This window comes from Gordonia amicalis (assembly GCF_022059885.1).
Lineage (GTDB): Bacteria > Actinomycetota > Actinomycetes > Mycobacteriales > Mycobacteriaceae > Gordonia > Gordonia amicalis.
This window is the reverse complement of sequence record NZ_CP091855.1, coordinates 4,589,127-4,611,071: the sequence shown is the minus strand read 5'-3', so window position 1 is coordinate 4,611,071 and position 21,945 is coordinate 4,589,127. Positions and strand designations below refer to the sequence as shown.

Sequence of the window (21,945 nt, the reverse complement as noted above, 5' to 3'; positions counted from 1 at the left end):
AACCAGTTTGTCATGCCCGGTCCTGCCGGTTTCACCACCGCCGAGGCCGTCCGACTAGCGGGTGTCCTTGCGCAACGGGTGATCGGCGGGGATCTCCACGACGATGATCCGGCGTCCGTCGGGGTCCTCGGCATGCATCTCGATGAGGCCCCAAGGTTCGGTTCGCGGCTCGCGTGTGACGCTCACCCCGCAGTCGCGGAACTGCTTCTCGGTGGCCTCGGCGTCGCGGACCTGCAACCAGAGCGCCGCGTTGCTCGACGGGTCGGGTGCATCGGTCTTCATGTGCGACGAGATCTCGATGAGTCCGTTGCCGGCGAAGAACACGATTCCGCCGGTATACTCGCGGTGGATCGGGAGACCCAGCTGGTCACGGTAGAAGGCCTGCAGTCGTTCGGGATCTGCCGAGAGCAGGAGTACTCGGCTGGACAAGACCTCCATCTACTGCCCCTCGGTGCTTCCGTCGGACCCGCCCACCGCGTGGCCCCGGTTGTAATCGGCGTGACCGGCCGCCTCGTACGCGGCGCGTTCACGGGCCAGGCGATCGGTCTCGCCGATCGGCGTCGAATCACCGAAGGCGAAGGCCGAGGCGTGGGGCCATTCATGCGGGACGTCGGGATCGACGATGTGTTCGTCGGGGCCCGATTCCTCGGGGTCGAGTCTGGAGGCCATGTCCACAACGATATGCCCATTCGACGGCCCAGGATGCTCGGAGCGAGCGATGCGTCGGCAGATGTCGCCGATCGTGCCGCCCGCCGAGACGTTCGACGACATCTGACGCGTTTCCGCGATGATGTGTGGGTGACCGCTTCCACCACTCGCCGCAGCGCAGGAATCCTGCTGTTCCGCCGGACCGACTCCGATCAGGGCGTCGAGGTGCTCCTCGCCTATCCCGGCGGTCCGATCTGGGCCCGCAAGCCCGACGAGGGATCGTGGTCCATCCCCAAGGGCTTGATCGACCCGGACGAACCGGAATGGGAGGCAGCCCGACGCGAGTACCTCGAGGAGGTCGGCACCCCGGTGCCCGACGGCCCGCACATCGAACTCGGCGAGGTGAAACTCAAGAGCGGGAAGATCGTGATCGGGTTCGCCGTCGAAGGTGATCTCGACGTGTCGACGGTCATCAGCAACACCTTCGAGATGGCCTGGCCCCCGCGGTCGGGGCGGATGCAGTCGTTCCCCGAGATCGACCGCGCCGAGTGGTTCGACCCGGAGACCGCACGGAAGAAACTCAACCCGGCGCAGGCGGCGTTCGTCGACCGGTTGCTCGAGGCACTCCCGCCTGTCCCCTTTTAGAAGGGCGGCGGGTTGGCTGTGTCCCACTCGTCGAGTTGTCGACGATGAGTTGTGGTGCGGGCGGCCCGCTCGTCTGCGAGTCGTTGCCGGGCCGGGTGATCGGGTGGTTTCCGGGGCGTCAGGGCACCGAAGAGGTCACGTCCGGTGAACGCGTTGCCCAGATATGTGTGGCCGGTGGGTGCTTCGAACAATACGGCGAGGTAGTCGTCCTGGTGGTCGCGCCACCTCCCGAAGGTCTTGATGCGATGGTGTATGCGACTACGCGAAGTACACTCTAGGGTATGCCGATCAGCCCGACGCGCAAAGCCGCGATCTACGTCCGAATATCCCTGGACCGCACGGGCGAACGGCTCGGTGTCGAGCGCCAGCTGGAGGACTGCCGCGCACTGGCCGAGCGCCTGGGGTGGACGGTAGCCGCCACCTACGACGACAACGACCTGTCGGCCTACAGCGGCAAGACGCGCCCCGGATTCGAGGCACTGCTCGACGCGATCAAGCGCGACGAGGTCAACGCGGTGGTGTGCTGGCACCCCGACCGGCTGTATCGCAAGCTGTCTGATCTGGTGCGCCTGCTCGACGTGGCCGACGGCGTCGCGATCCGCACGGTCACCGCGGGCGACCTCGACCTGTCGACCTCGTCCGGCCGCATGATGGCCTCAATCCTCGGATCGGTGTCAGCCGCCGAGGTCGAGCACAAGTCCGAGCGGCAACGCCGCGCGTTCTCTCAGATGGCGAAGCTCGGGAAACCGAAGTGGCGCCGCGCGTTCGGCTACCTCGACGACACCCACCAGCCGGACCCGACGACCGCGCCGCTGGTCGCCCGGGCGTACGCGTCGATCCTCGCCGGTGGTTCGATCAGTGACATTGTGCGCCAGTGGAACTCGGCAGGACTCTACGGTTTGACCGGCAAGCCGTGGACGCCGACGACGATGAGCCTGTTCCTGCGCAACCCGCGTAACGCCGGCCTGCGCGCTCACCGTGGGGAGATCGTCGGCCCTGGCACGTGGCCCGGTCTGGTCGCCGAGGACACCTGGCGAGCGGCACAGACGATCCTCACAGCTCCTGGCCGCGGCCCTGGCCGTAAGAGTGTGCGTCGGCACCTGCTGACCGGGATGCTCACGTGCGGCAAGTGCGGCGGCGATCAGATGGCCGGTAAGCAAACGCTCGACAAGGCAATCGTCTACGGCTGCAAGCAATGCCACGGCGTGTCGATCCGCGCCGAGTACATCGAGCCATTCGTATACGAACTCATCGCCGGTCGGCTGGCGATGCCCGATGCGGTGGCGCTGCTCGAAGCCGAGCAGGACGAGGCCGACGTCGAGATGCTGCGCACCCAGCGGGCAACTCTGCTCGCACGGCTGGATGACATCGCCGACGAGCGTGCCGACGGACTGCTGACCGGCGCCCAGGCCAAGCGCGCCACCGACCGGATCACCGAGCAGATACGATCCCTCGAGGTGCAGGCGCACGACGCCGAGAAGGTGCGCGTGTTCGACGGGCTGCCGTTGGGCACCGACGACGTCGTGGCCGCGGTCGAGTCGCTGAGCCCTGATCGGCTGCGTGCGATCCTGGGTGTGCTGGCCGAGGTGGTCATCGCCCCGGTGGGTAAGGGGCACAGGGGAACCGACGGCGTCAGATTCGATCCCAAACGGATACAGGTGGTGTGGAAATGACAAGCATCTCGCTCTACTGCGACTCCCAACACGAGCGCGAGGACGTCGCGCGGTTCGTGCATCACGACGCGCTCGGTCGCGGCTGGACTCTCGAGCATCCGCTCGCCGGGTATCGCCGCGATCTGGTCAGGATGGTGCAGGTACTCGACGAGTCTGGTCGGCCCTCGACCACGATCGGAGCACCCGCCGAGCAGGTGTTCGCTCGGCGCTATCGCCTGTCGTGCCAGCAGTGCCACACGCGCGTGGTGGTCCGCGACAACCTGCCGTTGTGGGACTGCCTCGCCGAGCTGACTAAGCGTGGTGTCGTCGAGCTGCGACTCGCCGAACTTGCCGCTGCGCTGCGCTTCCGTGGCAAGTAACTGCTACTGTTTCTAGCAAGCGTTCCACGCGGATATGGATTCAAGGCCCTCGTGCTATCGGAATCCGCGGATCGTCAGAAAGCCTCCCAGCAGAGGGTGAATAACCCATGCTCGGAGGCTTCTGTTGTCTTCCCCGACCCATCATCGAGCGCGTGTCGCCGCGCTCTCACGCGTCAAGCGACCTGACGACCCCGCACTGATCGATGCTCGGCGTGATCTCAAGCTCGCCAACATCGAAAGCTACGTCGGAAAGGTTCTGGCCGAAGCGCCACCGCTGACCGATGAGCAACGCACCCGCCTTGCGGAGTTGCTCCGGCCCGCGCGTCAGGGCGGCGGTGCAGCTTGAGGCCCCCGAACAGCGAAGAGGCCCCCGCGCCACACGAGGACCTCTCCAAGTCAGTCGCCACCAAGCAAGCCGACACCACACAGTCTATCGGCGGTGGTGGCGAATGAGCAGCGCATACGAGCGTGTCATCGATGCTCTTCGAGCCAACGGCAGCAGGGTCGAGGACCGCGGTCGAAACGATGCAATGGCGCAATGCCCCGCTCACGACGACCGCAACCCCTCGCTGAGGGTGTCGGTCGGACGGGCCGGTGACCGGGCGGTAATCCACTGCTTCGCCGGGTGTGCCCGCGCCGAGGTTGTCGAGGCTCTCGGAATGAATATGCACGACCTCTACGACGACGATGTCGAGTACCGCTATGCCGGCGGTGCGGTGGTGCATCGTCGATCGGGAAAACGCTTCTCGCAGAGTGGCAACAAGGCAGACCGGTCGCTCTACCGTGTCGAGTATCTACCCGAGGATCACGCGCAAACGGTCTACGTGGTTGAAGGTGAAAAGGACGCCAACACCGCAATGGACCTCGACGGGGTCGTGGCCGTCTCGCCGCGGCAGGGCGCGAGCACTCGGCCAGAACGCTACGACTGGTCACCGCTCAAGCATCGACCCGTCGTGGTGGTGGCTGATCGCGACGAGAAGGGCCTCGAACACGCCCGCCGCGTCGGTGATCTCCTCGAGCCCATCGCGACGTCTGTGGTCATCGTCCAGGCCGCCGAAGGCAAAGACTTCACCGACCATATCCAAAGCGGTCACACCGTAGCCGAGCTGGTGCCGGTCGAGGAAGGCCCAGACCTGTTGGCGGGCTTGATCTCTGCCGCCGAGCTGGACTGCAAGACCTTCGCCGACCTCGTCGAGCACGTACCCGGCATCATCACCGAAGGATCGGGACTCATTGTCGGCCCACCGAAGGCCGGCAAGTCGTGGCTGATGGGCAATATCGCGCTCGCGTGTGCGTCCGGTGGTCGTGCGCTCGGCACCATCGAGGTCGAGCAGCGGCCGGTCCTGTACCTCGCGCTGGAGGACGGGCACAGGCGCCTGCAATACCGACTGCGTGCGATCAACGGCACCGACCCGCTACCGAAGGCACTCGACATCCTGACCAGTGTGGTGCCCGGTCAGGTGATCCCCACGATCGCAGCGTGGCTCGATCAACACCGCGGTGACGAGCCACTGGTCATCCTCGACACCCTCGGCAAGGCGCGCAAACAGCGTCGTTCGGGTGAGGATGCCTACCTGGCGGACTACCAGACGGGCTCAGAGCTCAAGGCGCTTGTCGACGTCGTGCCGGGCGCGTGCTTGTTGGCCGTCCACCACACCCGCAAGAGTAGCGGTGAGGACTTCGTCGACAGCGTCAGCGGTACGCAAGGCATCGCCGGTGCCGCCGACTTCGTCCTGGTGCTGCAACGACCACGCAAGAGCAACGAGGCCACCCTCGCAGTGACCGGGCGCGACATCGTCGAACGCGAAGTGGCGTTGGTGACCGAGGACGGGCGTTGGCGCTTAGACGGCGACAGCATCGAAGCCGCCGAAAGCCAAGGCGAGACGCGGAAGGACCGTCAGCGGCTCGGCGATCTAAGCATCGACGTGCTCGAGTACGTCAACGGGCGCGGCGCCACAACGCCAGCTGAGGTGGCAGCGGAGTTCGGCGTGGACAACAAGCACGCCGGGGTGATCCTGAGCCGCCTCTACGAGTCGGGACGACTGACGAAACCGAAGAGGGGCACCTATAGGGGTGTTGTATCTGTTGAATTGTTGAATTCGGAGCCTCAGAACCCCTCCACTTTCAACACATACAACGGATACAACACCACCCTTTTAGGCACTTGGGCCTGGTGCACGGATAGGTGACAGGGTTAGTCACGCGGCCTGAGGGGCCTCGTGGTTGATGATGGTCTCGAATTCAATGGGGGTCAATCTGCCGAGGCGGTCCTGTCGTCTGCGGCGGTGGTAGGTCCGTTCGATCCAGTGCACGATGGCGGCCCGGAGCTCGTCTCTGGTGGCCCAGGATCGACGGTCGAGGACGTTGTTCTGTAGCAGCGAGAAGAAGCTCTCCATCGCCGCGTTGTCACCACACGCACCGACCCTGCCCATCGACCCGAGCATGCCGTGCCGGGTGATGGCCTTCTGCATCTTCTTCGAACGAAATTGAGACCCTCTATCGCTGTGCAGAACGCAGCCGGCCACGTCCCCTCGCCTGGCGACAGCGCTGTTCAGGGCGGCCACGGCCAGGCGGGACTTCATTCTCGAGTCGATCGAGTACCCGACGATCCGGCCCGAGTAGACGTCCTTGATCGCGCACAGGTACAGCTTGCCCTCGGCCGTCCAGTGCTCGGTGATGTCGGTCAGCCACAGCTCGTTGGGGCCGGGCGCGGTGAAGTCTCTCTTGACGAGATCGTCGTGTACAGGCGGGCCGGCCTTGCGGTGCTTGCCGCGGCCTCTCTTGCTGATGGTGCTGGTCCAGCCGCCGGCGGAGCAGATCCGCCACGCCGTCCGCCGGCACATCTTCTCGCCTGCGGCTTCGGCCTCGTCGGCGAGGTAGCGGTAGCCGAACTCCGGGTCTTCGCGGTGGGCGTCGAACAGGGCGTTGGCCCGGTACGCCTCGGCGAGCTCGGCGTCGGTGATCGGGTTCTTGCGCCACCGGTAGTAGGGCTGGCGAGCGATCTTGAGTACCCGACACGCCACCGTGACGGGGATGCCGTCAGCGGCCAGCTCACTCACGAGCGGGTACCACCTTTTCCCGGCAGATTCGCTTGGGACAGGTACGCCGCCGCCCGGCGTAAGACCTCGTTCTCCTGTTCAAGCAGGCGCACACGCCGCTTGGCCTCGCGCAGCTCACGCGATTCGGCCGACGTGGTGCCGGGCTTGATCCCGGCCTCCACGTCGGCCTTGCGGATCCACTTGTTCAGGGTCATCGGGTGGATACCGAAGTCGGCAGCGATCTGTTCGAGAGTCACACCGTCTTCACGGTTCTGGGCGACGCGGACAACGTCGTCGCGGAACTCCTGGGGATAGGGCTTGGGCACAGCTGGCATCCTTCCAGGCCGCCCGGCAGGGCAAGCCAGATCAGATGTCACCTACTCGTGCACCAGCCCCCTTGTTCGGTCTGTGGCATTTCGTTGCCCTCCGACCTCGTCGATACGTGCGGGGGGTGTGCATCGTGATCGAGACCCGTCGCCTGCCCTACGGCCTCACCGCAGTCATCTACCTCCGTGACGAGCGTGACGACCTCGCACCCGAAACTCGCGACCGCCTCGACCACATCACCGAGTCGGAGTCGGAGTACACCCGGCGCTGCGAGAGGGGCAGCTCATGACCGAGTCACGGCCCCGCACCCGCCGACGCCTGGTGTCCCGGCTCTACGGCCTGGCCGCGCGCATCAACCACGACCGACTCAACGACGCCCAACTCGCCTACCTCACTGCGGTACTCGACCACTACAACCACGCCATCAAGGGGATGACCGATGACTGAGCCGACCAACCTCGACGACCTCGACCACCGCGACTCGATCAACCACTACCTCGCGTTGTGTGCCCTCGTCGGCGAAGGCCGACGCCTCGACGCATTCGCCTACATGAAGAGCCTGACCGACGTCGAACGCATCGACATGTGGCTCGCAGGCTGCTCCATCACCATCGCCTTTGCCGACGACTGCCGCCGCTTCCACAAGGTGCCGGTGGAGCTTCCGGCGTGGTTGCGCCTCATGGCGCTCGCCGACGAGGACGGCGCCCAGTGATGGGCCTCATGCGGCCGTGCGTCGAGTGCGGCGAACCCGCCGAGGACACCCGCTGCGCCGAGCACACCGTCAGCCACCGCGCGGTCACCCGTACGCCCGAATCCCGTCCGTCGCGGCGCGCGGGCTATTCGACGGCGTGGGACCGGCTCTCCAAGCGAGCCCGACGTCTGCAACCGTTCTGTTCCGACTGCGGTACGCGCGACGACTTGACCGCCGACCATTCGCCCGAGGCATGGCGCCGCCACGATGCCGGCAAGCCTGTACGGCTCTGTGACATCGACGTCGTGTGCCGCCGATGCAACTCCCGCAGAGGCCCCGCGAGGCCGTCAGCGGCCCGCTCAGACCCCAGGGGGGTGCCCCCTGCGCCGGGGGGTGGGAGCCGACGGGGGGAGTCGGGATGTCGCTCTCACACCCCCGGGGGGTACCCAATGGCGGGTGGTGCGGCATGAAGGCCGGCGTCAAGCAGCAGATCACGGTGGACCCGCTCGATCTGAGCGACTACCCGGCGGAGCGGGCGGCCCGCATCGCTCGGTTCATTGAGGAGTTCCTGGTGATCCCCAAGGGTGTGGGTGCCGGTGAGCCGGTGCGCCTGCCGGACTTTCAGCGCGAGATCATCGACGGCGCGTTCGCTGACGGTATCCGTCAGGCGTTGGTGAGCATCGCCCGCGCCAACGGTAAGACCGGCTTGGCCGCGATGGTGGGTGTCGCCGAGCTGTTCGTCGGTGGTGAGTCTCCCGAGGTGCTTGTGGTGGCCTCAGATCAGCGTCAGGCCAACATCACGTTGCGGGTGGCACGCCGCATGGTGGAGATGAGTCCGGCGCTCTCAGAGCGTTGTCACATTTACGCCGACAAGCTCCAGACCCCGCACAACGGAGGCCTGTTGCAGCCGTTGCCGGCCGATCCGGCTGCGCTGCATGGTTGGGACCCGACGCTGTTGATCGTCGACGAGTTGCATGTGGTGACTGAGGAAGTGTGGGAGGCGGTCACCTCGATGGTCGGCAAGCGGCCGGTGTCGACGACGCTGGCCATCTCGACGCCGGCGACCAGTATCGAGTCGGTGATGTGGCGGTTGGTGCAGCACGGTCGCACCAACGACGACCCGGCGTTCTATCTGCGAGAGTTCGCGGCGCCGGAGGGGTGCGACATCGACGACCGCGAGGCGTGGCGCATCGCGAACCCGGCGATGGGCCTGTTTCTCGCCGAGGACGGTATGGCCGCGGCGCGACGCACGTTGCGTGAGCCGGTGTTTCGTCAGCTCCGACTCGGCCAGTGGGTGGGGCAGGTGGACAGGTGGTTGCCGTGGGGTGCGTGGGAGCCGCTGGCCGACGCGAAACGCACGGTGGGCCGACGCGACAAGGTGGTGCTGGCGTTCGACGGGTCGGCCTCGGGGGACTCGACAGCGCTCGTTGGCTGCACGATCGGCCCTAAGCCGTTTCTGTTCACCGTCGGCATGTGGGAGAACCCCGGTGATCCGCGGTGGCGTGTGCCGCGCGGTGAGGTCGATGTCGCGGTGGCGCGCGCTTTCGACCGGTACGACGTGGTCGAGTTGGCCGCGGACCCGTGGGGGTGGCGCTCGGAGATCGAGGCATGGGCCACCCGGCACGGTCAGCGTCGGGTCCTGGAATGGAACACCGCTAACGCCGCCCGCATGGCCCCGGCGACCGATCGCCTCTATCAGGCGGTGGTCGACAAGACTGTGTCCCACGACGCCGACGAGCGTCTGGCCCAGCATCTGGGCAACTGCGTGGCCAAGTCGACGCCGGCGGGCGACCTGGTCAGCAAAGACAAGAAGGGCAGCAAGAACAAGATCGACGCCGCGGTCGCGGCAATCGTGGCTCTGGACCGGGCCGCGTTTCACACCAACAAACCTCGCAAGAGGGCAAGGAGTTTCCCATCATGACCAATGCTCTGCACACCGATCTACTGCAACGCATCGACGCCCCGCAGGCCCGCTACGCGGTGCTGGACCGCTACTACGCCGGCGAACAACCGCTGGCGTTTCTCGCCCCGGAGGCCCGTAAAGCGTTGGGGGACAGGTTCGGTCGTATCGCATCGAATCTGTGTCGTCTGTCGGTGACGTCGATCGCCGAACGGTTGCGCGTTACCGGATTCACCGGCGCCGACGTCTGGGACGACTGGCTGCGCAACGACCTCGACCAGCTCGCCCCGGTCGCTCACCGCGAAGCGCTGCTACTCGGCGCCACCTACGTCCTGGTGTGGGCCGACGCCCAGGGCCGCCCGCAGGTGTCCATCGAGTCGGCGCATCAGATGTCGGTCAAGGTCGACCCTGGCACTCGCCAGATCGTCGCCGCCTGTAAACGGTGGACTACTGACACCACTACCGAGGCAACGATTTTCGAGGCCGACAAGGTGACCCGGCTGCGTGCCAACAACACCGGTGCGACGACGGCAGGATTCGAGACCGTCGAGGTGCTCGACAACCCGCTCGGCGTGGTGCCGGTGGTCCGGCTGGCCAACACCGACCGCATCCTCGGCGACCCGGTCTCCGAGATCGCCGACCTGATCCCGCTCAGCGATGCGCTCAACAAGATTCTCGCCGACATGATGGTCGGCTCCGAGTTCTACGCCCGCCCCCGCCGTTGGGCCACCGGTGTCGAACTCGTCGAGGAACCTGTCGTTGACGACGAGGGCAACCCGGTCCTCGACGAGGACGGCGTACCGGTCGTCGAAGAGACATCGCCATATCCAGAGACCAACAGGATGATGCTCGCCGAGCAGGCCGAGGCGAAGTTCGGTCAGCTCGAAGCGTCCGGTCTGACGGCGTACTCGTCGAGCATCGAGGCGCTGCTCACTCAGATCATGGCCGTCAGCGCGCTACCGGCGCACTACGTCGGCATCACCTCGGCGAACCCGGCCAGCGCTGACGCCATGCGTGCCGCTGAGGCCGCGCTGACCGCCCGCGCCGAAGCCAAGCAGGCGCTGTTCGGTCGTGCCTGGGAGCAGGTGGCGCGGCTGATCGTTGCGGTGCGTGACGGCGTCGATCCGGCTGAGGTGCAGGCGTCGGTGCAGTGGGCCGACCCGTCGACCCGGTCGATCGCCCAGGAGGCCGACGCGGTCACCAAGCTCTACCAGGCGGGTCTCCTGCCGGCGACCTACGCGCTCAAGCGGCTGGGCTACTCCGACACCGACATCGTCGAGATCCGCACCGCCACAAGGCTTGAGGCTATGGACTCCGCCGGCGCCGACGTCACCAGCCTGTTGCCCGAGGCTCCGAGGTGAACGCGTACGCCGAGCGGGTGGCAACGCTGGCCCAGTCCACCAGCGACTCCGTCCAGGCGCTCTACGACCGTCTCCTGGCCGGTGAGCTGACCGAGGAGATGTTCGTCGAGCTGGCCATCACCGCGCTGACCGTCAACGATCACCGCGCCGCCACCCTGGCCGACGTCGGCGTCGCCGCAGTACTGACCGCGCAACTGCGCACGGTGGCGCTACCCGTCGGCATACCCGCGCCGAACCCACCGAAACGACTGTTGCACAACCTGATTCGGGAAGCGCTCGACGACCCAGACCCGCGTACCAAACTCGACACCGCCGCCCGCGGCCGGACGCTGGAAACCGCGCGCGAATCCTACGCCTCCGGTCTGCGCCGCCACGAGGTGCAGTTCTGGAAGCGCGTACCGAACTCCGGCGCGTGCCCGGCATGTCAGAACCTCGCCGGCACCGTCCTACCCATCGACACCCCGATGTGGCACCACACCGGTTGTGCCTGCACTCAGCAGCCAGCCACCCCCACCGAGAAGGAGAACGCAGATGCCCAACGATCCGCAGCAGCCCGACGAGCAGCAGCAACCCGACGAGCCAACGACACCCCCGACGCCGCAACCCGACGATCAGCCGCAGCCCAACGAGGCGCAGCAACCCGACGAGCCAACCGAGAACGAGCCGACGCCGGAGCCTGAGCCCGACACGTTCCCGCGGGCCTACGTCGAAGACCTCCGCAAGGAGAACGCCGACTACCGCACCCGCGCCAAGGCCGCCGACGACCTCGCCAAGCGGCTGCACACCGAACTGGTCCGGGCCACCGGCAAGCTCGCCGACCCCACCGACATGCCGTTCGATCCCGAGCACCTCGACGACCCGGACAAGCTGGCCGTGTCCATCGATCAGTTGCTTTCTGCCAAGCCGCATCTGAAGGCCCGCCGGGTTGTCGGTGCCGTGGGGCAGGGTGAGTCCGGCACCACCACCGGTGTCGACCTGCTCGGCATCATGCGCGGCACCGCCTAACGACAACCGTTGTCATCTGGCCTGCATCCTGTCATCATGGGTGCAGGCCAGATGCCTGTCTAAGAGACGTTGCGAGCCGGGCGCTCGACGTGAATCCCCAACACTCACGTAGGAGCCCCGTATGGCCACCCAGACCACCGCAACCCTGTCCACGCTGCAACAGACCCAGATTCAGCAGCTACTCGTCCAGCCCCTCGAGAGCGAGTCCGTGTTCCTCGCGTCGGGCCCGAAGGTCATCGACACCAACGGACCCATCCGCATCCCGCGTATCGCGTCCGGTCTGACCGTCGGATTCGTCGCCGAAGGCGGCACCATCCCCGAAAGCTCCGTCGGCCTCGACGAAGTCTCGATGCTGCCCTCGACGCTCAAGAGCCTCAAGGTCATCAGCCGCGTCACCTCCGAGGTGCTCCGCTCGTCGGCCCAGGCACTCGACGCAATCCTCAAGCAGCGCTTGGTAACTGATACCGCCAAGGCGCTCGACGTCGCCCTGTTCACCGGCACCGGTACCTCCAACACCATCCGCGGTCTGCTCAATCAGAGCGGCGTCGCGACCGGCACCCTCGATGCCGACGAGCCCGACAGCCTGCTCGACGGCATCGGCATCGCCCGCGCCAACGAGGTCAAGCCCAACCGCTGGTTCCTCAGCCCCGCCGACTACCTGTCGATCCGCAAGGTCAAGGACGCCGATGGTCGCTACATCCTGCAGCCTGATCTCACCCAGGCCGGCCAAGAGGTGCTGTTCGGTGTCCCGGTGACCGTGACCGCTCAGATGCCCACCGGCAAGGCAGCACTGGCCGATATGAGCATGGTGGCCATCGCCCGCGACATGAGCCCGAGCGTGACCGTCGACAGCTCGCGCTACTTCGACACCGACGAGGTCGCGCTGCGCGTCGTCGCCCGCTACGACCTGGCGCTGTTGCAGCCCAAGGCCGTCACCATCCTCACCGCCACGCCGTGATCGAGTCCTCTCAGGTGGTGGCCCTGCTCGGCCGCGACGGCGACACCGAACTCGCCGCCGTGGCCGAACGGGCACTACCGATCGTCACCGCCCAGGTGCGCGCCTACACCCGCGGTCGTGGATTCTCCGGCGACCAGCCGGCGCCCGACGTCGAGACGGTCATCCTCACCTCGACCGCACGCCTGGCCGCCAACCCCGAGAACCTGCGCGCCGAGAAGATCGGCGATTACGAGGTACAGCGTCAGGTGATCGACGGGTGGACGTTGCCCGAGCTGGCGATCCTCGGCCGCTACCGCAGGCGTGCCCGATGATCCCGAAACGGCTGCTCCCTCAACGGCTGACCTACCGGCCGATCGTCGGTCGGGGCAGTTTCGGCCCGATCTACGACGACCCGGTCACCATTCCGGCGCGGGTGCAGTTCACCGCCAAGGCGGTCCGCAACGCCAACGGTGAGGATCTGGTCGCCGCCGCGACGATCTACGTGCAGCCCGGCGAGAACCTGCCCGACGTCGGCGACATCGTCACGTTGCCTGACGGCAGCGTCCGGCCGATCATCGCCCGCTCCGATCAGGTGGGCGCCCGAACTGTCGAGGTGGTGTCCCTCGACGTGTCCTGAATGGTGGACAGGACACACAGAACGACCCCGGTTCTCCTCTGGGCATGGTGGAGGACCGGGGTCGTTCGCTGTCTACGGTTAGCGGTGCAGACCTTTTCACGGTCAACCTTGAAAAGACCGGTGGCCGACCACCTACACCAAGCGCAGCACCGGCGCCGCGGTTGCCTGATGCAGAGCGTTGATGTTCTCCAGCATGACCGTCAGCGCGGCAATCTGCTCGGTCGACAGGTCGTCAGTGTGCAGCCGGTTGAGCGCGTCGCAGCAGCGGTCAATCCATGCAGTTCTGTCTGGTATCACGTCGGGCCTCTCGATAGAAGGGTTCTACGGCGAGTCGCTTGTGGAACCGGCACAACGGTTTGAGGTTGCGTTCGCTGGTCTTCCCGCCGCGGTCGGGGGTTTCGGGCGCGTCGGCGGATGCGTAGGTGGCGCTACTCTTTTCGGCGCTCACCCTGTCGGCGCTCACCTTGTCGGCGGGCTCCGGTACGTCGCGCTCGGTGGGCGCGTCGCCGGGCTCGCGGGCGTCGAGCTCCTGCTCAGCGGGTTCGGGCGTGCAGTCCGGGCAGAGGCAGTCCAGGGCTCGTTGCCCGTGAGCCAAGGCGAGGAGGGCGTCGGCGCGGCGTTGGTCGATGGTGCGCCCGTCACCGGGGTGGGCGGTGGTGGCGATCGCGGTCAGCTGTGCGTTGAGTGCGGCGGCGTCGGTGTGGGGTAGGTGGCCGGTGGTGCGTGACCGGCCGGGCTGGAATCGGTCCGGGCGGATCGTCACACCGCGGTCGCGGGTGGCGTGGTCGTTGCGTCGGCGTACCGCATCCGGTGCGTGCTTGTGCACGACCTGGTCGACCAGGGCGGTGAATCGCGTGGTGGACAGGGGTTCACGTGACAGGATCGCTTCGGCCAGGTGCGCGTCCACGATCCATGACCAACACCATACGATCAGCCACCGACAATCCTGCCCGACGTGCAATCGTGCGGATCGTCCTGGTGACAACGACTTTCGGTAGTAGAAGCTCCCGCTTATCGGTTTCCTTCCCGCCTATTGAGCTCAATAGGCGGGAAGGAAATGGTCAAGCGGGACCTCGATACGGTCCTCGGTCAGCAGGAGGGCGGGGCCTCACTTGTCCACCAGGTACACCCGGATCATGTCCTTCCACAGCGGCAGGTGCGGGTCGGTGCGCGGGTCGCGTCGATCGATGAGGTAGGTCGTCGCGGCACCGCGCATGCTCGTGAACAGGATCGGGTAGAGGTCTGCGTACCGCGGCGACGCCGTCAGTTCCGGCCCGAGGAACCCGGCGACCGCCTCGCGCACGGTCTTGCCGATCTCGCGTTCGGTCGGCAGCAACGCGGTGCGCAGGTTCTCGTTGGTCCGGGCGGCGACCCACAGTTCCATCGACGCCACGAAGTACGGCTGATGGAACGTCGACCACCCGACGTCGGTGGCGAGCGAGATGCGGGCGATCGGGTCGTCGGGCCAGTCCACCCGACTGGGGAGTTCCTCGATCCGGGTGCGGGCGAGGTGCCCGACCGCGGCCATCAGCAGTGCATCCCGCGACGGGTAGTGGTGCAGGAGCCGGCCGCGACTCATGCCGGCCTCGTTCTGGATGGCGACCGTGCTGGCACCGGAGTAGCCGCGCTCGACGAGCACGCGGATCGCTGCGTCGAGGATGCGGGTACGCGTCACGCCACTGCGTTGCTGGACGGCGGGGCGTGCGCCACCGGGTGAGGTGGTCACCTCCGCATCCTAGATCGCACGGCTCACACGTCGAGGATGTGCGGGAGGCCGGCGCGGTAGCGGTCGCGGTCGATCTGTTTGAGGGGGTCGAGCATCGGCAGCTCCCACAGGGGAAAGAGCGTCGCATTCTTCGCGGGACTGTCGGCCGCGGCGATGATCGCGTTGGTGACCCGACGACCGGATTCGTTGGCGCCCTCCATCGTTGCCAGGTCGATGTTGCTGCGGACGTGGTCGCCGCCGATGAACAGGTTCGGGATCCTGGTGTGCGCGTTCGGCCGGTTCGCATACGACCCGGCGGTGTTGACCATCAGCGGTGTCGCGTTGGCGATGTTCGGCGACCACGTGATCCCGGGATCGAGCGACCATGTCACGATGTCCGCGGAGTTCAGGATCTTTCGTCCACCGGCGTTCATCGCCCGGCTCATCTGCGCCCACACCTCCCGGGCGATCTCCTGCTTGGTGCACTGCTTCGCAGGCTTTCCGTACAGGATCCCGGGCTTCTCCCACTCCGAGATGTCGATGGACAGGCAGTCTTTCACGCGACCGTCGCCGTACTTGCGGGAGAAGTCGACCTGCCACGGAGGTGCCTGGTACAGGCCCGTCAGCGCCCACGGCGTCCCGAGCGCGGCGATGTGGCCCGGTGGCAACTCCGATCGCCTCGACAGGAAGTACTGGATGCCCACCATCCAGTCGTCCTGGAGCTGGTGGATGCCCGCGAGCGCCGGGTCCGCGGAGACCAGCTCGGGCGACAGCAGCGGCTTGAGCCGGTCGATCGGCATGGCTGCGACGTACCAATCGGATTCGACCGTCGTGCCGGTGGTCAACCGGGCACCGGTGATCCGGCCGCGTGCGACGTTCAGCTGCGCCAGACCCGTCCCCATCGCGAATCGGACGCCTCGACTCCGGAGATAGGCGACCCACGGGTCGATCCACGCATGGTTGGTGGGCCGGTTGAGAATACGGTCGACGTCACCGATGACCAGCCCGGACTGGTACTGCGGGATCAGGCCGCTGGCGGCGGTGGTGAGGGCCAGACCGATCTGGCCGATCGTACGGGCCGACGCCGAGTCGGGTTTCGCGGCCACCAGGGCGCGGGTGAGGGCACCGACGAGGTAACGCTGGTAGGAGCGCGATTTGCCCTTCGCCTTCACGAATTGCATCCAGGACTGGTTCTCCCACTGGCCGATCCGGCGTTCGGTGCAGCTCGTCGCGATCACCAACTCCCGCGACACGAAGTAGGCGAGTTCGGTCAGGGGGACGTCGACGACGAACTTCAGTCCGGTCATCATGGCGTTGCGTAGGTTGTCCAGGGTGACGATCTCGGGTGCGTGGTCGACGAAACCCAGGAGTGAGGCGGGCGCCGTGGTCGGTGCGTAGCCGGATTCGTCGAAGGCGATCGTCGCCGATTCGACGCTGATCAGGTGTCGTTCGCGAACGCTGCTGCGGCCCGCGGGGATTCGTTCCATCATTTCCGGAACGTGCTGATAGCAGCTGGGGAAGAAGCGGAATCCGTGCTCGCCGGGCAGCGCCAGGCGGCCGCCGCTCGCGGTGCCCGGCACGTCGTGGCTGCGGGCTTTCCCACCGAGGTGTGCGGGCTCGTAGACGGTGACCGCGAAGCCGCGCTCGACGAGCTCGTGCGCGGCGGCGAGACCCGACATCCCACCGCCGAAGACGGCGACATCGCGCCCGCGCCCGCGACCGTGGCGAGGCACTGCCCGTGCCGATGGCACGTGCGCGTGTGGGAGTGCCGTCGCGGTGCCGGCGAGCACGGCCGCGGCTGCCGATCCCCGCAGGACCGAGCGCCGGGAAAAGCCCTCCCGACCGCCTCCCGCACCCGAATCGCTCACCGTAGATTGCTGGTCATCCGACATGTGTCCGACCCTCCATCGACCCCAGAACAGTCAGTGCTGACTCATCTGGTGTGGTGTCTACCACATCGGTTGGCGCCGTCGGACGGATTTCCGAGAACGTCTCGGTCAGTCGTCCAGGTCATACGTCGGTCGGGTCAGGAGCGAAGGAACGGCGCCACCCAGTCCGGCGACACCTCGCCGGTGATCCCCGCGGCGGTCGGATCGTCGAGGTCGACCAGCGAATAGTGCTCGGAACCGGCGGCCGTTGCGAGGATCAGCGTGCTGACCCCGGCGCGACGCTGGAAGACCGACGCCCTGCTCGCCCAACCGATGACGCCGTCACGGTTGATGACGATCCGCTGTCGGGCGACGGTTGGGGGTGCGATGACGACCGACGACGGGGTGAGGCGGTGACCGAGGTGCCGTGCCCGGACCGCGCCGAGGCCGATCGACCCGGCGAGCGCGAGCACTCCCACGGCGATCCAGCCGACCGGGATCGCGCCGGTGACGACCGGGACGGTGATACCGACGAGGATCACCAGACCCGCGAGGAACCCGCGGTTGAGCCGCCGGAGGTAGGCGACGCGGCCGTGCCCGGTCAGCGATGCGGTGAGTTCGGAACGTTCGTGGGTGACCAGATCGGCCACCCGCATCGCCTCGTCGATCGGAGCGGGCGGGAGCAGGAGCGGGTGTTTGGTTGCCCCGGTGGCGATCGCCTGCAGTCGAGCGCCTCGAAATGGGCGCATCAGGACGGGTTCGGTGAGATGGCTGCCGCGGATGCGCTTCTCGTCGAAGCTGATCGCGGTGGTGGTGAGGAGTCCGCGTTCGGTGCGCAGCGTCCCGTCGGGATGTCGGGTGAGCCGGAAATCCCAGTAGCTCAGGACATATCCGATCACCGACAGGACGGCGCCCACGAGGATCACCGCCACCACGACCACGGCGATGATGAGCGCGAGTGGGATCGACCGCAGGCTGTGGAACGCATCGCGCGCCAGTCCGACCCCTTCGTCGAACATGCCTGCGTCGTTCGCGATCTGGAGTCCGATGCCGCCGACCGCGGCGGCGATCGCGAGACCGCCGAGGGAGAACGGTGAGTACCGCAGCCAGGCGTTCTGGAATCGCGTCAGCACCTCGGGTGCCGCCGCCGGTGTGTCGGGAGAGGCCGGCGAATTCGACGCCGCTGCAGCCGGTCGGGCTCCTGCCGTCGGCATCAGGTCGTCGTGCAGTGCGCGCGCTTCGGGGAGGGTGACGGCGCGGAGTTTGACCTGCGACGCCTGTTCGTCGCCGCCGGTTCCGATGGTGACCTTCTGCAGGTTCAGCACCCGGTGGACGAGGGATGCGGTGAGGTCGACGCTTCGGATCCGGTCGCGCCGAGCGGTGGCGACCTTCTTGGTGACCAGTCCGCTACGGACCCGGACGTGTTCGCCGGTCACCTGGTAGTGCGTCGTCAGCCACGGTACGACGGTCACCAGCGGCACGATCACGATCGTCGCGATCAGTGTGATCAACGGCGCGCCCTGACCCGCGAAGATCAGTGCGATGAGGATCGGCACCAGCGAGGGGAGTTGTTCGACCGGGGTCACGGCCATCATCCACGGCGACAGGCGATGCCACTCGTCGGGGGCGTCGATGTGCAGGCCCGGCACCGGGGTCGGTGGCGACTCGGGGCCGGGCTGCGGATCAGGTTGCGTCATCGGTGAACGCCTGCGTGCGGATGGTGAGGTCGGATGCGGTCGCGCGGGCCAGCTCGGCGTCGAGGCCGGCGATGTGGATCGTGCCCGCCGACGAGGCGGTGGTCACGGTCAGCTTCGCCAGCCTCAGCAACTGCTCGATCGGTCCGGCCTCGGTGTCGACGACCTGAATCCGTGCGATCGGGATGATCACCCGGTGCCGGACGAACCAGCCGGACTGCGCGTACACCGCGTCCTCGCTGACCTCCCAGCGGTGAAAGCGGTACCGCCACAACGGGACCACCGTTGTGTAGAACACGGTCAGCACCGCGAGCGCGATTGCGGCGAGCGCTGCGCCCCATCGTGCGTCGGCGACGACGACCGCGACCACGATCGCCGCGACGGTGGCCGGGACGCCCATGATCAGGGGTCCGATGCGCCACAGTGTCTTGGCCCGGGGGTCGACCTGGTTGACCGGTTCGCGCAGGGTGGGATGCAACGGATTGTCAGGAGCGGGTGCGGATTCCATTGCGGCCAGTCTAGGGCCGCGCGGCCCCCACTCGCCGCAATCGCGTGCCGCCTTCTAGGTGATTGTCACGCCACCGTCGACGGCGAGGGTCTGGCCGGTGACGTACCCGGCGGCCGCAGACGACAGCCAGATCGCGGTGGCGGCCAGTTCCTCGCCGTGGCCGGTGCGGCCCAGGACGACGCGCGGCATCTGGGAGTCGAGGTAGCCGGGCTTGTAGGTGTCGGTCATCTCGCTCTCGAAGAAGCCGGGCGCGATCGCGTTGACCCGGATGCCCTTGCGGGTGCCCCACTGCTGGGCGAGGTCGCGGGTGAGACCGATGACACCGGCCTTGCTCGCGGCGTAGGCAGCCTGCGGCAGTCCGGCGGTCGTGATGCCGAGGATCGACGAGATGTTCACGATCGCACTGCCCGGCAGCATCACCCGCCCACACGCCTGCGCCATCCAGTACGAGCCGTTGAGGTTGATGTCGATGACATCCCGGAACTGCTGAGGGGTCTCGCGGGTGGCGGGGTACGCGGTGCCGACACCGGCATTGTTGATGAGGACGTCGACCTTGCCGAAGGTCTCCATCGCCGCGTCGACGACGCGCTGGCACTGTTCGGGATCGGAGATGTCGGCGGGGACGACGAGCGCCTTGCGCCCCAGCGCCTCGACGGCCGCGGCGGTGTCGGCGAGTTTCTCGGCCCGACGCGCGGCGAGCACGACGTCGGCGCCGGCCTCGGCGAAGCCACGGGCGAAGGAGACACCGAGTCCCGACGAAGCGCCGGTCACGATGACCACCTTGCCGGTGGTGTCGAACAGATCCATCACGGACATCGTTGTCTCCCTTGCATATTCTTACGTGACGCGGCGCATCGGGCGCCGCGTCGATGTGGTGGTGAGGTCAGAACCAGGACGGTTCGACGTCGAGCGTGGTCCGGTCCAGAGCGGTCAGGAGATCGAGCTGCGGACCGGTCTTCGGTAGTTCATACCGGAAGAAGTACTGGGCCGCAGCACGTTTGCCATCGTAGAAGTCACCGGTCCGTCCGTCCGCGGCGAGCAGCTGCTCGAGCCACATCCAGGCTATGACGATGTGACCGGCGGCCTCGAGATAAAGCGTTGCGTTGGCCAGGGAGAGCTTCGGATCGCCCGCCGACCAGATGTGCGCGGTCACCTTGACGAGCCGGTCGACGGTCGACTGCAACACCTCGGCGTAGTCCGCCGCATCGGGTACCTCGAGTGCGCGCGTGACGGTCGCGCCGATGGTCTCGGCGAGCAGTGCCAGCCCGGCCCCGCCCTGCATGATCACCTTGCGGCCCAGCAGGTCGATTCCGTGGATGCCATGTGCCCCTTCGTGGATGGGGTTGAGCCGGTTGTCGCGGTAGTACTGCTCGACGTCGAACTCGCGGGTGTAGCCGTATCCGCCGTGGACCTGGATCGCCAGGCTGTTCGCCTCCAGGCACCACTGCGACGGCCAGCTCTTGGCGATCGGGGTCAGCACCTCGAGCAGCAACTCGATCCGCGCGCGTTCCTCGGCGTCCGCGGCCGTCGCGGCCTGGTCGACGAGGACACTGCAGTACAGCTCGAAGGCGAGTGCGCCTTCCACATAGGACTTCTGGGCCAGCAGCATGCGCCGGACGTCGGCGTGTTCGATGATCGGCACCGGCTTGGTCGACGGGTCCTTCTGGTCGACCGGCCGGCCCTGGGTGCGCACCTTCGCATACTCCAGCGAGGCCTGGTAGCCGGCGTAACCCAGTGCGGTGGCGAGGAATCCGACGCCGATCCGCGCCTCGTTCATCATGTGGAACATGTAGGAGAGGCCGCGGTGCTCTTCGCCGACCAGGAATCCGACAGCGCCGGGAGCGGAGCGAGCGGGCTGAGTGTCTACAGCGCCGGGAGCGGAGCGAGCGGGCTGAGTATCTACAGCGCCCGGCGTCGAGTCGTCGGAGAAGGTGCCGTCGCCGAAGTTCAGCAGGGTGTTGGTGGTGGCCCGGTTGCCCATCTTGTGGTTGAGGCCGACCAGGGCGACGTCGTTGCGGGTGCCGTCGGGGAGGAACTTGGGCACGATGAACAGCGAGATCCCCTTGACGCCCGGGCCTCCGCCGGGAACCTTCGCCAGCACGAGATGCACGATGTTCTCGGTCAGTTCGTGGTCGCCGGCGGAGATCCACATCTTGGTCCCGGTGATCCGGTAGGTGCCGTCACCGGCCGGTTCGGCCTTGGTCGTGATGTCGGCCAGCGACGATCCCGCCTGCGGCTCGGACAGGCACATGGTTCCGGAGAAGCGGCCCTCGACGAGTGGCCGGACCCAGGTGTCGCGCTGCTCGGCGGTTGCGTATTCCGCCAGCAGGTTGGCGTTGCCGACCGTGAGGAAGTTGTACGACGACATGGCGGCGTTGGCCGCCTGGAACCACACCGCCGACGCCTGCCGGATGACGGTCGGCAACTGCATGCCGCCGAGTTCCTCGTCGAACGAGGCCGCGATGAGGCCGGCCTTCCGGTACTCGGCGAGCCCCGACACCACCTCGTCGGGGAGCACGACCTTGCCGTCCTTGCCGATGTAGGGCTCGTTCGCGTCGCCGATCTTGTTGGCCGGAGCGAAGCATTTCATCGCGATGTCGGCGCTGAGTTCGAGGACGGCGTCGAAGGTGTCGCGTGAATGCGCGGCGAAGCGGTCCCGTGAGGTCAGTGCCTCGACATCGAGCCATTCGTACAGCAGGAACTCGAGATCCCGCCGGGACATGGGTGTGGTCATCGCACTTCCTCGTGATCGGACCGCTGTGTGGTGCCCGTCTCACGGGGCACTTGTTCATCATGCCCCTGCCGATCGTCCGCTCGGTATCGGGCCCTAGGTCGAGGGGTCGGGCCGCGCCGAAATCCAGCCGTCGCCGGACCCTGTTGCGGCCATCACACCTTGACACTTTTGCTTGTCACGGTGCGCGGAACATGCTGGACTATCCGGGATTCACG

The 21,945-nt window shown here is 67.0% G+C and carries 24 protein-coding genes; 14 read left to right on the top strand and 10 right to left on the bottom strand.

What is annotated here, in order from left to right; translation table 11 throughout:
• Positions 1-54: 54 nt before the first annotated feature.
• Positions 55-438 (bottom strand): VOC family protein, encoded by a 384-nt coding sequence (locus tag IHQ52_RS21300; protein WP_024497775.1) that lies wholly within the window; start codon positions 436-438, stop codon positions 55-57.
• Positions 439-669, bottom strand: a complete 231-nt coding sequence (locus tag IHQ52_RS21295; protein WP_096274999.1) for a hypothetical protein — start codon at positions 667-669, stop codon at positions 439-441.
• A 129-nt stretch (positions 670-798) separates the two neighbouring features.
• Here IHQ52_RS21295 and IHQ52_RS21290 point away from each other — a divergent pair, with 129 nt between their 5' ends.
• From IHQ52_RS21290 to IHQ52_RS21270, 5 genes are all read left to right on the top strand, one after another.
• Entirely contained in the window at positions 799-1,293 is a 495-nt protein-coding gene (locus tag IHQ52_RS21290; RefSeq protein ID WP_096274998.1) for an NUDIX hydrolase, read from the top strand.
• A gap of 281 nt (positions 1,294-1,574) precedes the next feature.
• Entirely contained in the window at positions 1,575-2,966 is a 1,392-nt protein-coding gene (locus tag IHQ52_RS21285) for a recombinase family protein (protein ID WP_024497259.1), read from the top strand.
• Positions 2,963-3,325, top strand: a complete 363-nt coding sequence (locus tag IHQ52_RS21280; RefSeq protein ID WP_024497260.1) for a hypothetical protein — start codon at positions 2,963-2,965, stop codon at positions 3,323-3,325. The genes IHQ52_RS21285 and IHQ52_RS21280 overlap by 4 nt, the downstream gene beginning before the upstream one ends.
• Before the next feature lie 124 nt (positions 3,326-3,449).
• On the top strand, positions 3,450-3,671 hold the full coding sequence (locus tag IHQ52_RS21275) for a hypothetical protein (protein ID WP_075862724.1): 222 nt from the start codon (positions 3,450-3,452) through the stop codon (positions 3,669-3,671).
• 319 nt (positions 3,672-3,990) lie between these two features.
• Positions 3,991-5,514: an AAA family ATPase gene (locus tag IHQ52_RS21270; RefSeq protein ID WP_238063920.1), complete on the top strand. Its 1,524-nt coding sequence runs from the start codon at positions 3,991-3,993 to the stop codon at positions 5,512-5,514.
• Positions 5,515-5,523: 9 nt separating this feature from the next.
• Here IHQ52_RS21270 and IHQ52_RS21265 read toward each other — a convergent pair.
• Positions 5,524-6,689, bottom strand: a protein-coding gene (locus IHQ52_RS21265; RefSeq protein WP_085948641.1) for an IS3 family transposase whose coding sequence is annotated in 2 segments (ribosomal slippage) — positions 5,524-6,402 and positions 6,405-6,689 — 1,164 coding nt in all. Because the reading frame shifts where the segments join, the coding sequence is not laid out codon by codon here.
• Positions 6,690-6,823: 134 nt separating this feature from the next.
• On the opposite strand from IHQ52_RS21265, the gene IHQ52_RS21260 reads away from it, so the two are divergent.
• From IHQ52_RS21260 to IHQ52_RS21220, 9 genes are all read left to right on the top strand, one after another.
• On the top strand, positions 6,824-6,979 hold the full coding sequence (locus IHQ52_RS21260; RefSeq protein ID WP_157753378.1) for a hypothetical protein: 156 nt from the start codon (positions 6,824-6,826) through the stop codon (positions 6,977-6,979).
• Entirely contained in the window at positions 6,976-7,137 is a 162-nt protein-coding gene (locus tag IHQ52_RS21255) for a hypothetical protein (protein ID WP_157753379.1), read from the top strand. The genes IHQ52_RS21260 and IHQ52_RS21255 overlap by 4 nt, the downstream gene beginning before the upstream one ends.
• Positions 7,130-7,402 carry a hypothetical protein gene (locus tag IHQ52_RS21250; protein ID WP_024497263.1) on the top strand — a complete coding sequence of 91 codons (273 nt, stop codon included), beginning with the start codon at positions 7,130-7,132 and terminating at the stop codon, positions 7,400-7,402. Before IHQ52_RS21255 ends, IHQ52_RS21250 begins: the two co-directional genes overlap by 8 nt.
• Before the next feature lie 445 nt (positions 7,403-7,847).
• On the top strand, positions 7,848-9,302 hold the full coding sequence (locus IHQ52_RS21245; RefSeq protein WP_024497264.1) for a terminase large subunit domain-containing protein: 1,455 nt from the start codon (positions 7,848-7,850) through the stop codon (positions 9,300-9,302).
• On the top strand, positions 9,299-10,642 hold the full coding sequence (locus tag IHQ52_RS21240) for a phage portal protein (RefSeq protein ID WP_024497265.1): 1,344 nt from the start codon (positions 9,299-9,301) through the stop codon (positions 10,640-10,642). Before IHQ52_RS21245 ends, IHQ52_RS21240 begins: the two co-directional genes overlap by 4 nt.
• A 531-nt stretch (positions 10,643-11,173) precedes the next feature.
• Positions 11,174-11,647, top strand: a complete 474-nt coding sequence (locus IHQ52_RS21235; RefSeq protein WP_024497266.1) for a hypothetical protein — start codon at positions 11,174-11,176, stop codon at positions 11,645-11,647.
• Between the two features lie 121 nt (positions 11,648-11,768).
• On the top strand, positions 11,769-12,605 hold the full coding sequence (locus IHQ52_RS21230; RefSeq protein WP_238063917.1) for a phage major capsid protein: 837 nt from the start codon (positions 11,769-11,771) through the stop codon (positions 12,603-12,605).
• Positions 12,602-12,916: a hypothetical protein gene (locus IHQ52_RS21225; protein ID WP_024497268.1), complete on the top strand. Its 315-nt coding sequence runs from the start codon at positions 12,602-12,604 to the stop codon at positions 12,914-12,916. The genes IHQ52_RS21230 and IHQ52_RS21225 overlap by 4 nt, the downstream gene beginning before the upstream one ends.
• Entirely contained in the window at positions 12,913-13,221 is a 309-nt protein-coding gene (locus IHQ52_RS21220; RefSeq protein ID WP_096274462.1) for a hypothetical protein, read from the top strand. Before IHQ52_RS21225 ends, IHQ52_RS21220 begins: the two co-directional genes overlap by 4 nt.
• A gap of 268 nt (positions 13,222-13,489) precedes the next feature.
• Here IHQ52_RS21220 and IHQ52_RS21215 read toward each other — a convergent pair whose 3' ends face one another.
• From IHQ52_RS21215 to IHQ52_RS21185, 7 genes are all read right to left on the bottom strand, one after another.
• A complete protein-coding gene (locus IHQ52_RS21215) occupies positions 13,490-14,128 on the bottom strand; it encodes a DUF222 domain-containing protein (RefSeq protein WP_317698943.1) in 639 nt (212 codons plus the stop codon).
• 201 nt (positions 14,129-14,329) lie between these two features.
• Positions 14,330-14,947: a TetR/AcrR family transcriptional regulator gene (locus tag IHQ52_RS21210; protein WP_096274460.1), complete on the bottom strand. Its 618-nt coding sequence runs from the start codon at positions 14,945-14,947 to the stop codon at positions 14,330-14,332.
• A 23-nt stretch (positions 14,948-14,970) separates the two neighbouring features.
• A complete protein-coding gene (locus IHQ52_RS21205; protein WP_096274458.1) occupies positions 14,971-16,818 on the bottom strand; it encodes a hydroxysqualene dehydroxylase in 1,848 nt (615 codons plus the stop codon).
• A 134-nt stretch (positions 16,819-16,952) separates the two neighbouring features.
• Positions 16,953-18,491, bottom strand: coding sequence for a PH domain-containing protein (locus IHQ52_RS21200; RefSeq protein WP_238063915.1), 1,539 nt, complete (start codon positions 18,489-18,491; stop codon positions 16,953-16,955).
• Positions 18,478-18,996: a PH domain-containing protein gene (locus IHQ52_RS21195; protein WP_096274454.1), complete on the bottom strand. Its 519-nt coding sequence runs from the start codon at positions 18,994-18,996 to the stop codon at positions 18,478-18,480. The genes IHQ52_RS21200 and IHQ52_RS21195 overlap by 14 nt, the downstream gene beginning before the upstream one ends.
• Positions 18,997-19,050: 54 nt before the next feature.
• Complete coding sequence (locus tag IHQ52_RS21190; RefSeq protein ID WP_096274452.1) at positions 19,051-19,812, bottom strand: SDR family NAD(P)-dependent oxidoreductase; 762 nt, start codon at positions 19,810-19,812, stop codon at positions 19,051-19,053.
• A gap of 67 nt (positions 19,813-19,879) precedes the next feature.
• Positions 19,880-21,730, bottom strand: a complete 1,851-nt coding sequence (locus IHQ52_RS21185; protein ID WP_096274450.1) for an acyl-CoA dehydrogenase — start codon at positions 21,728-21,730, stop codon at positions 19,880-19,882.
• Positions 21,731-21,945 lie beyond the last annotated feature (215 nt).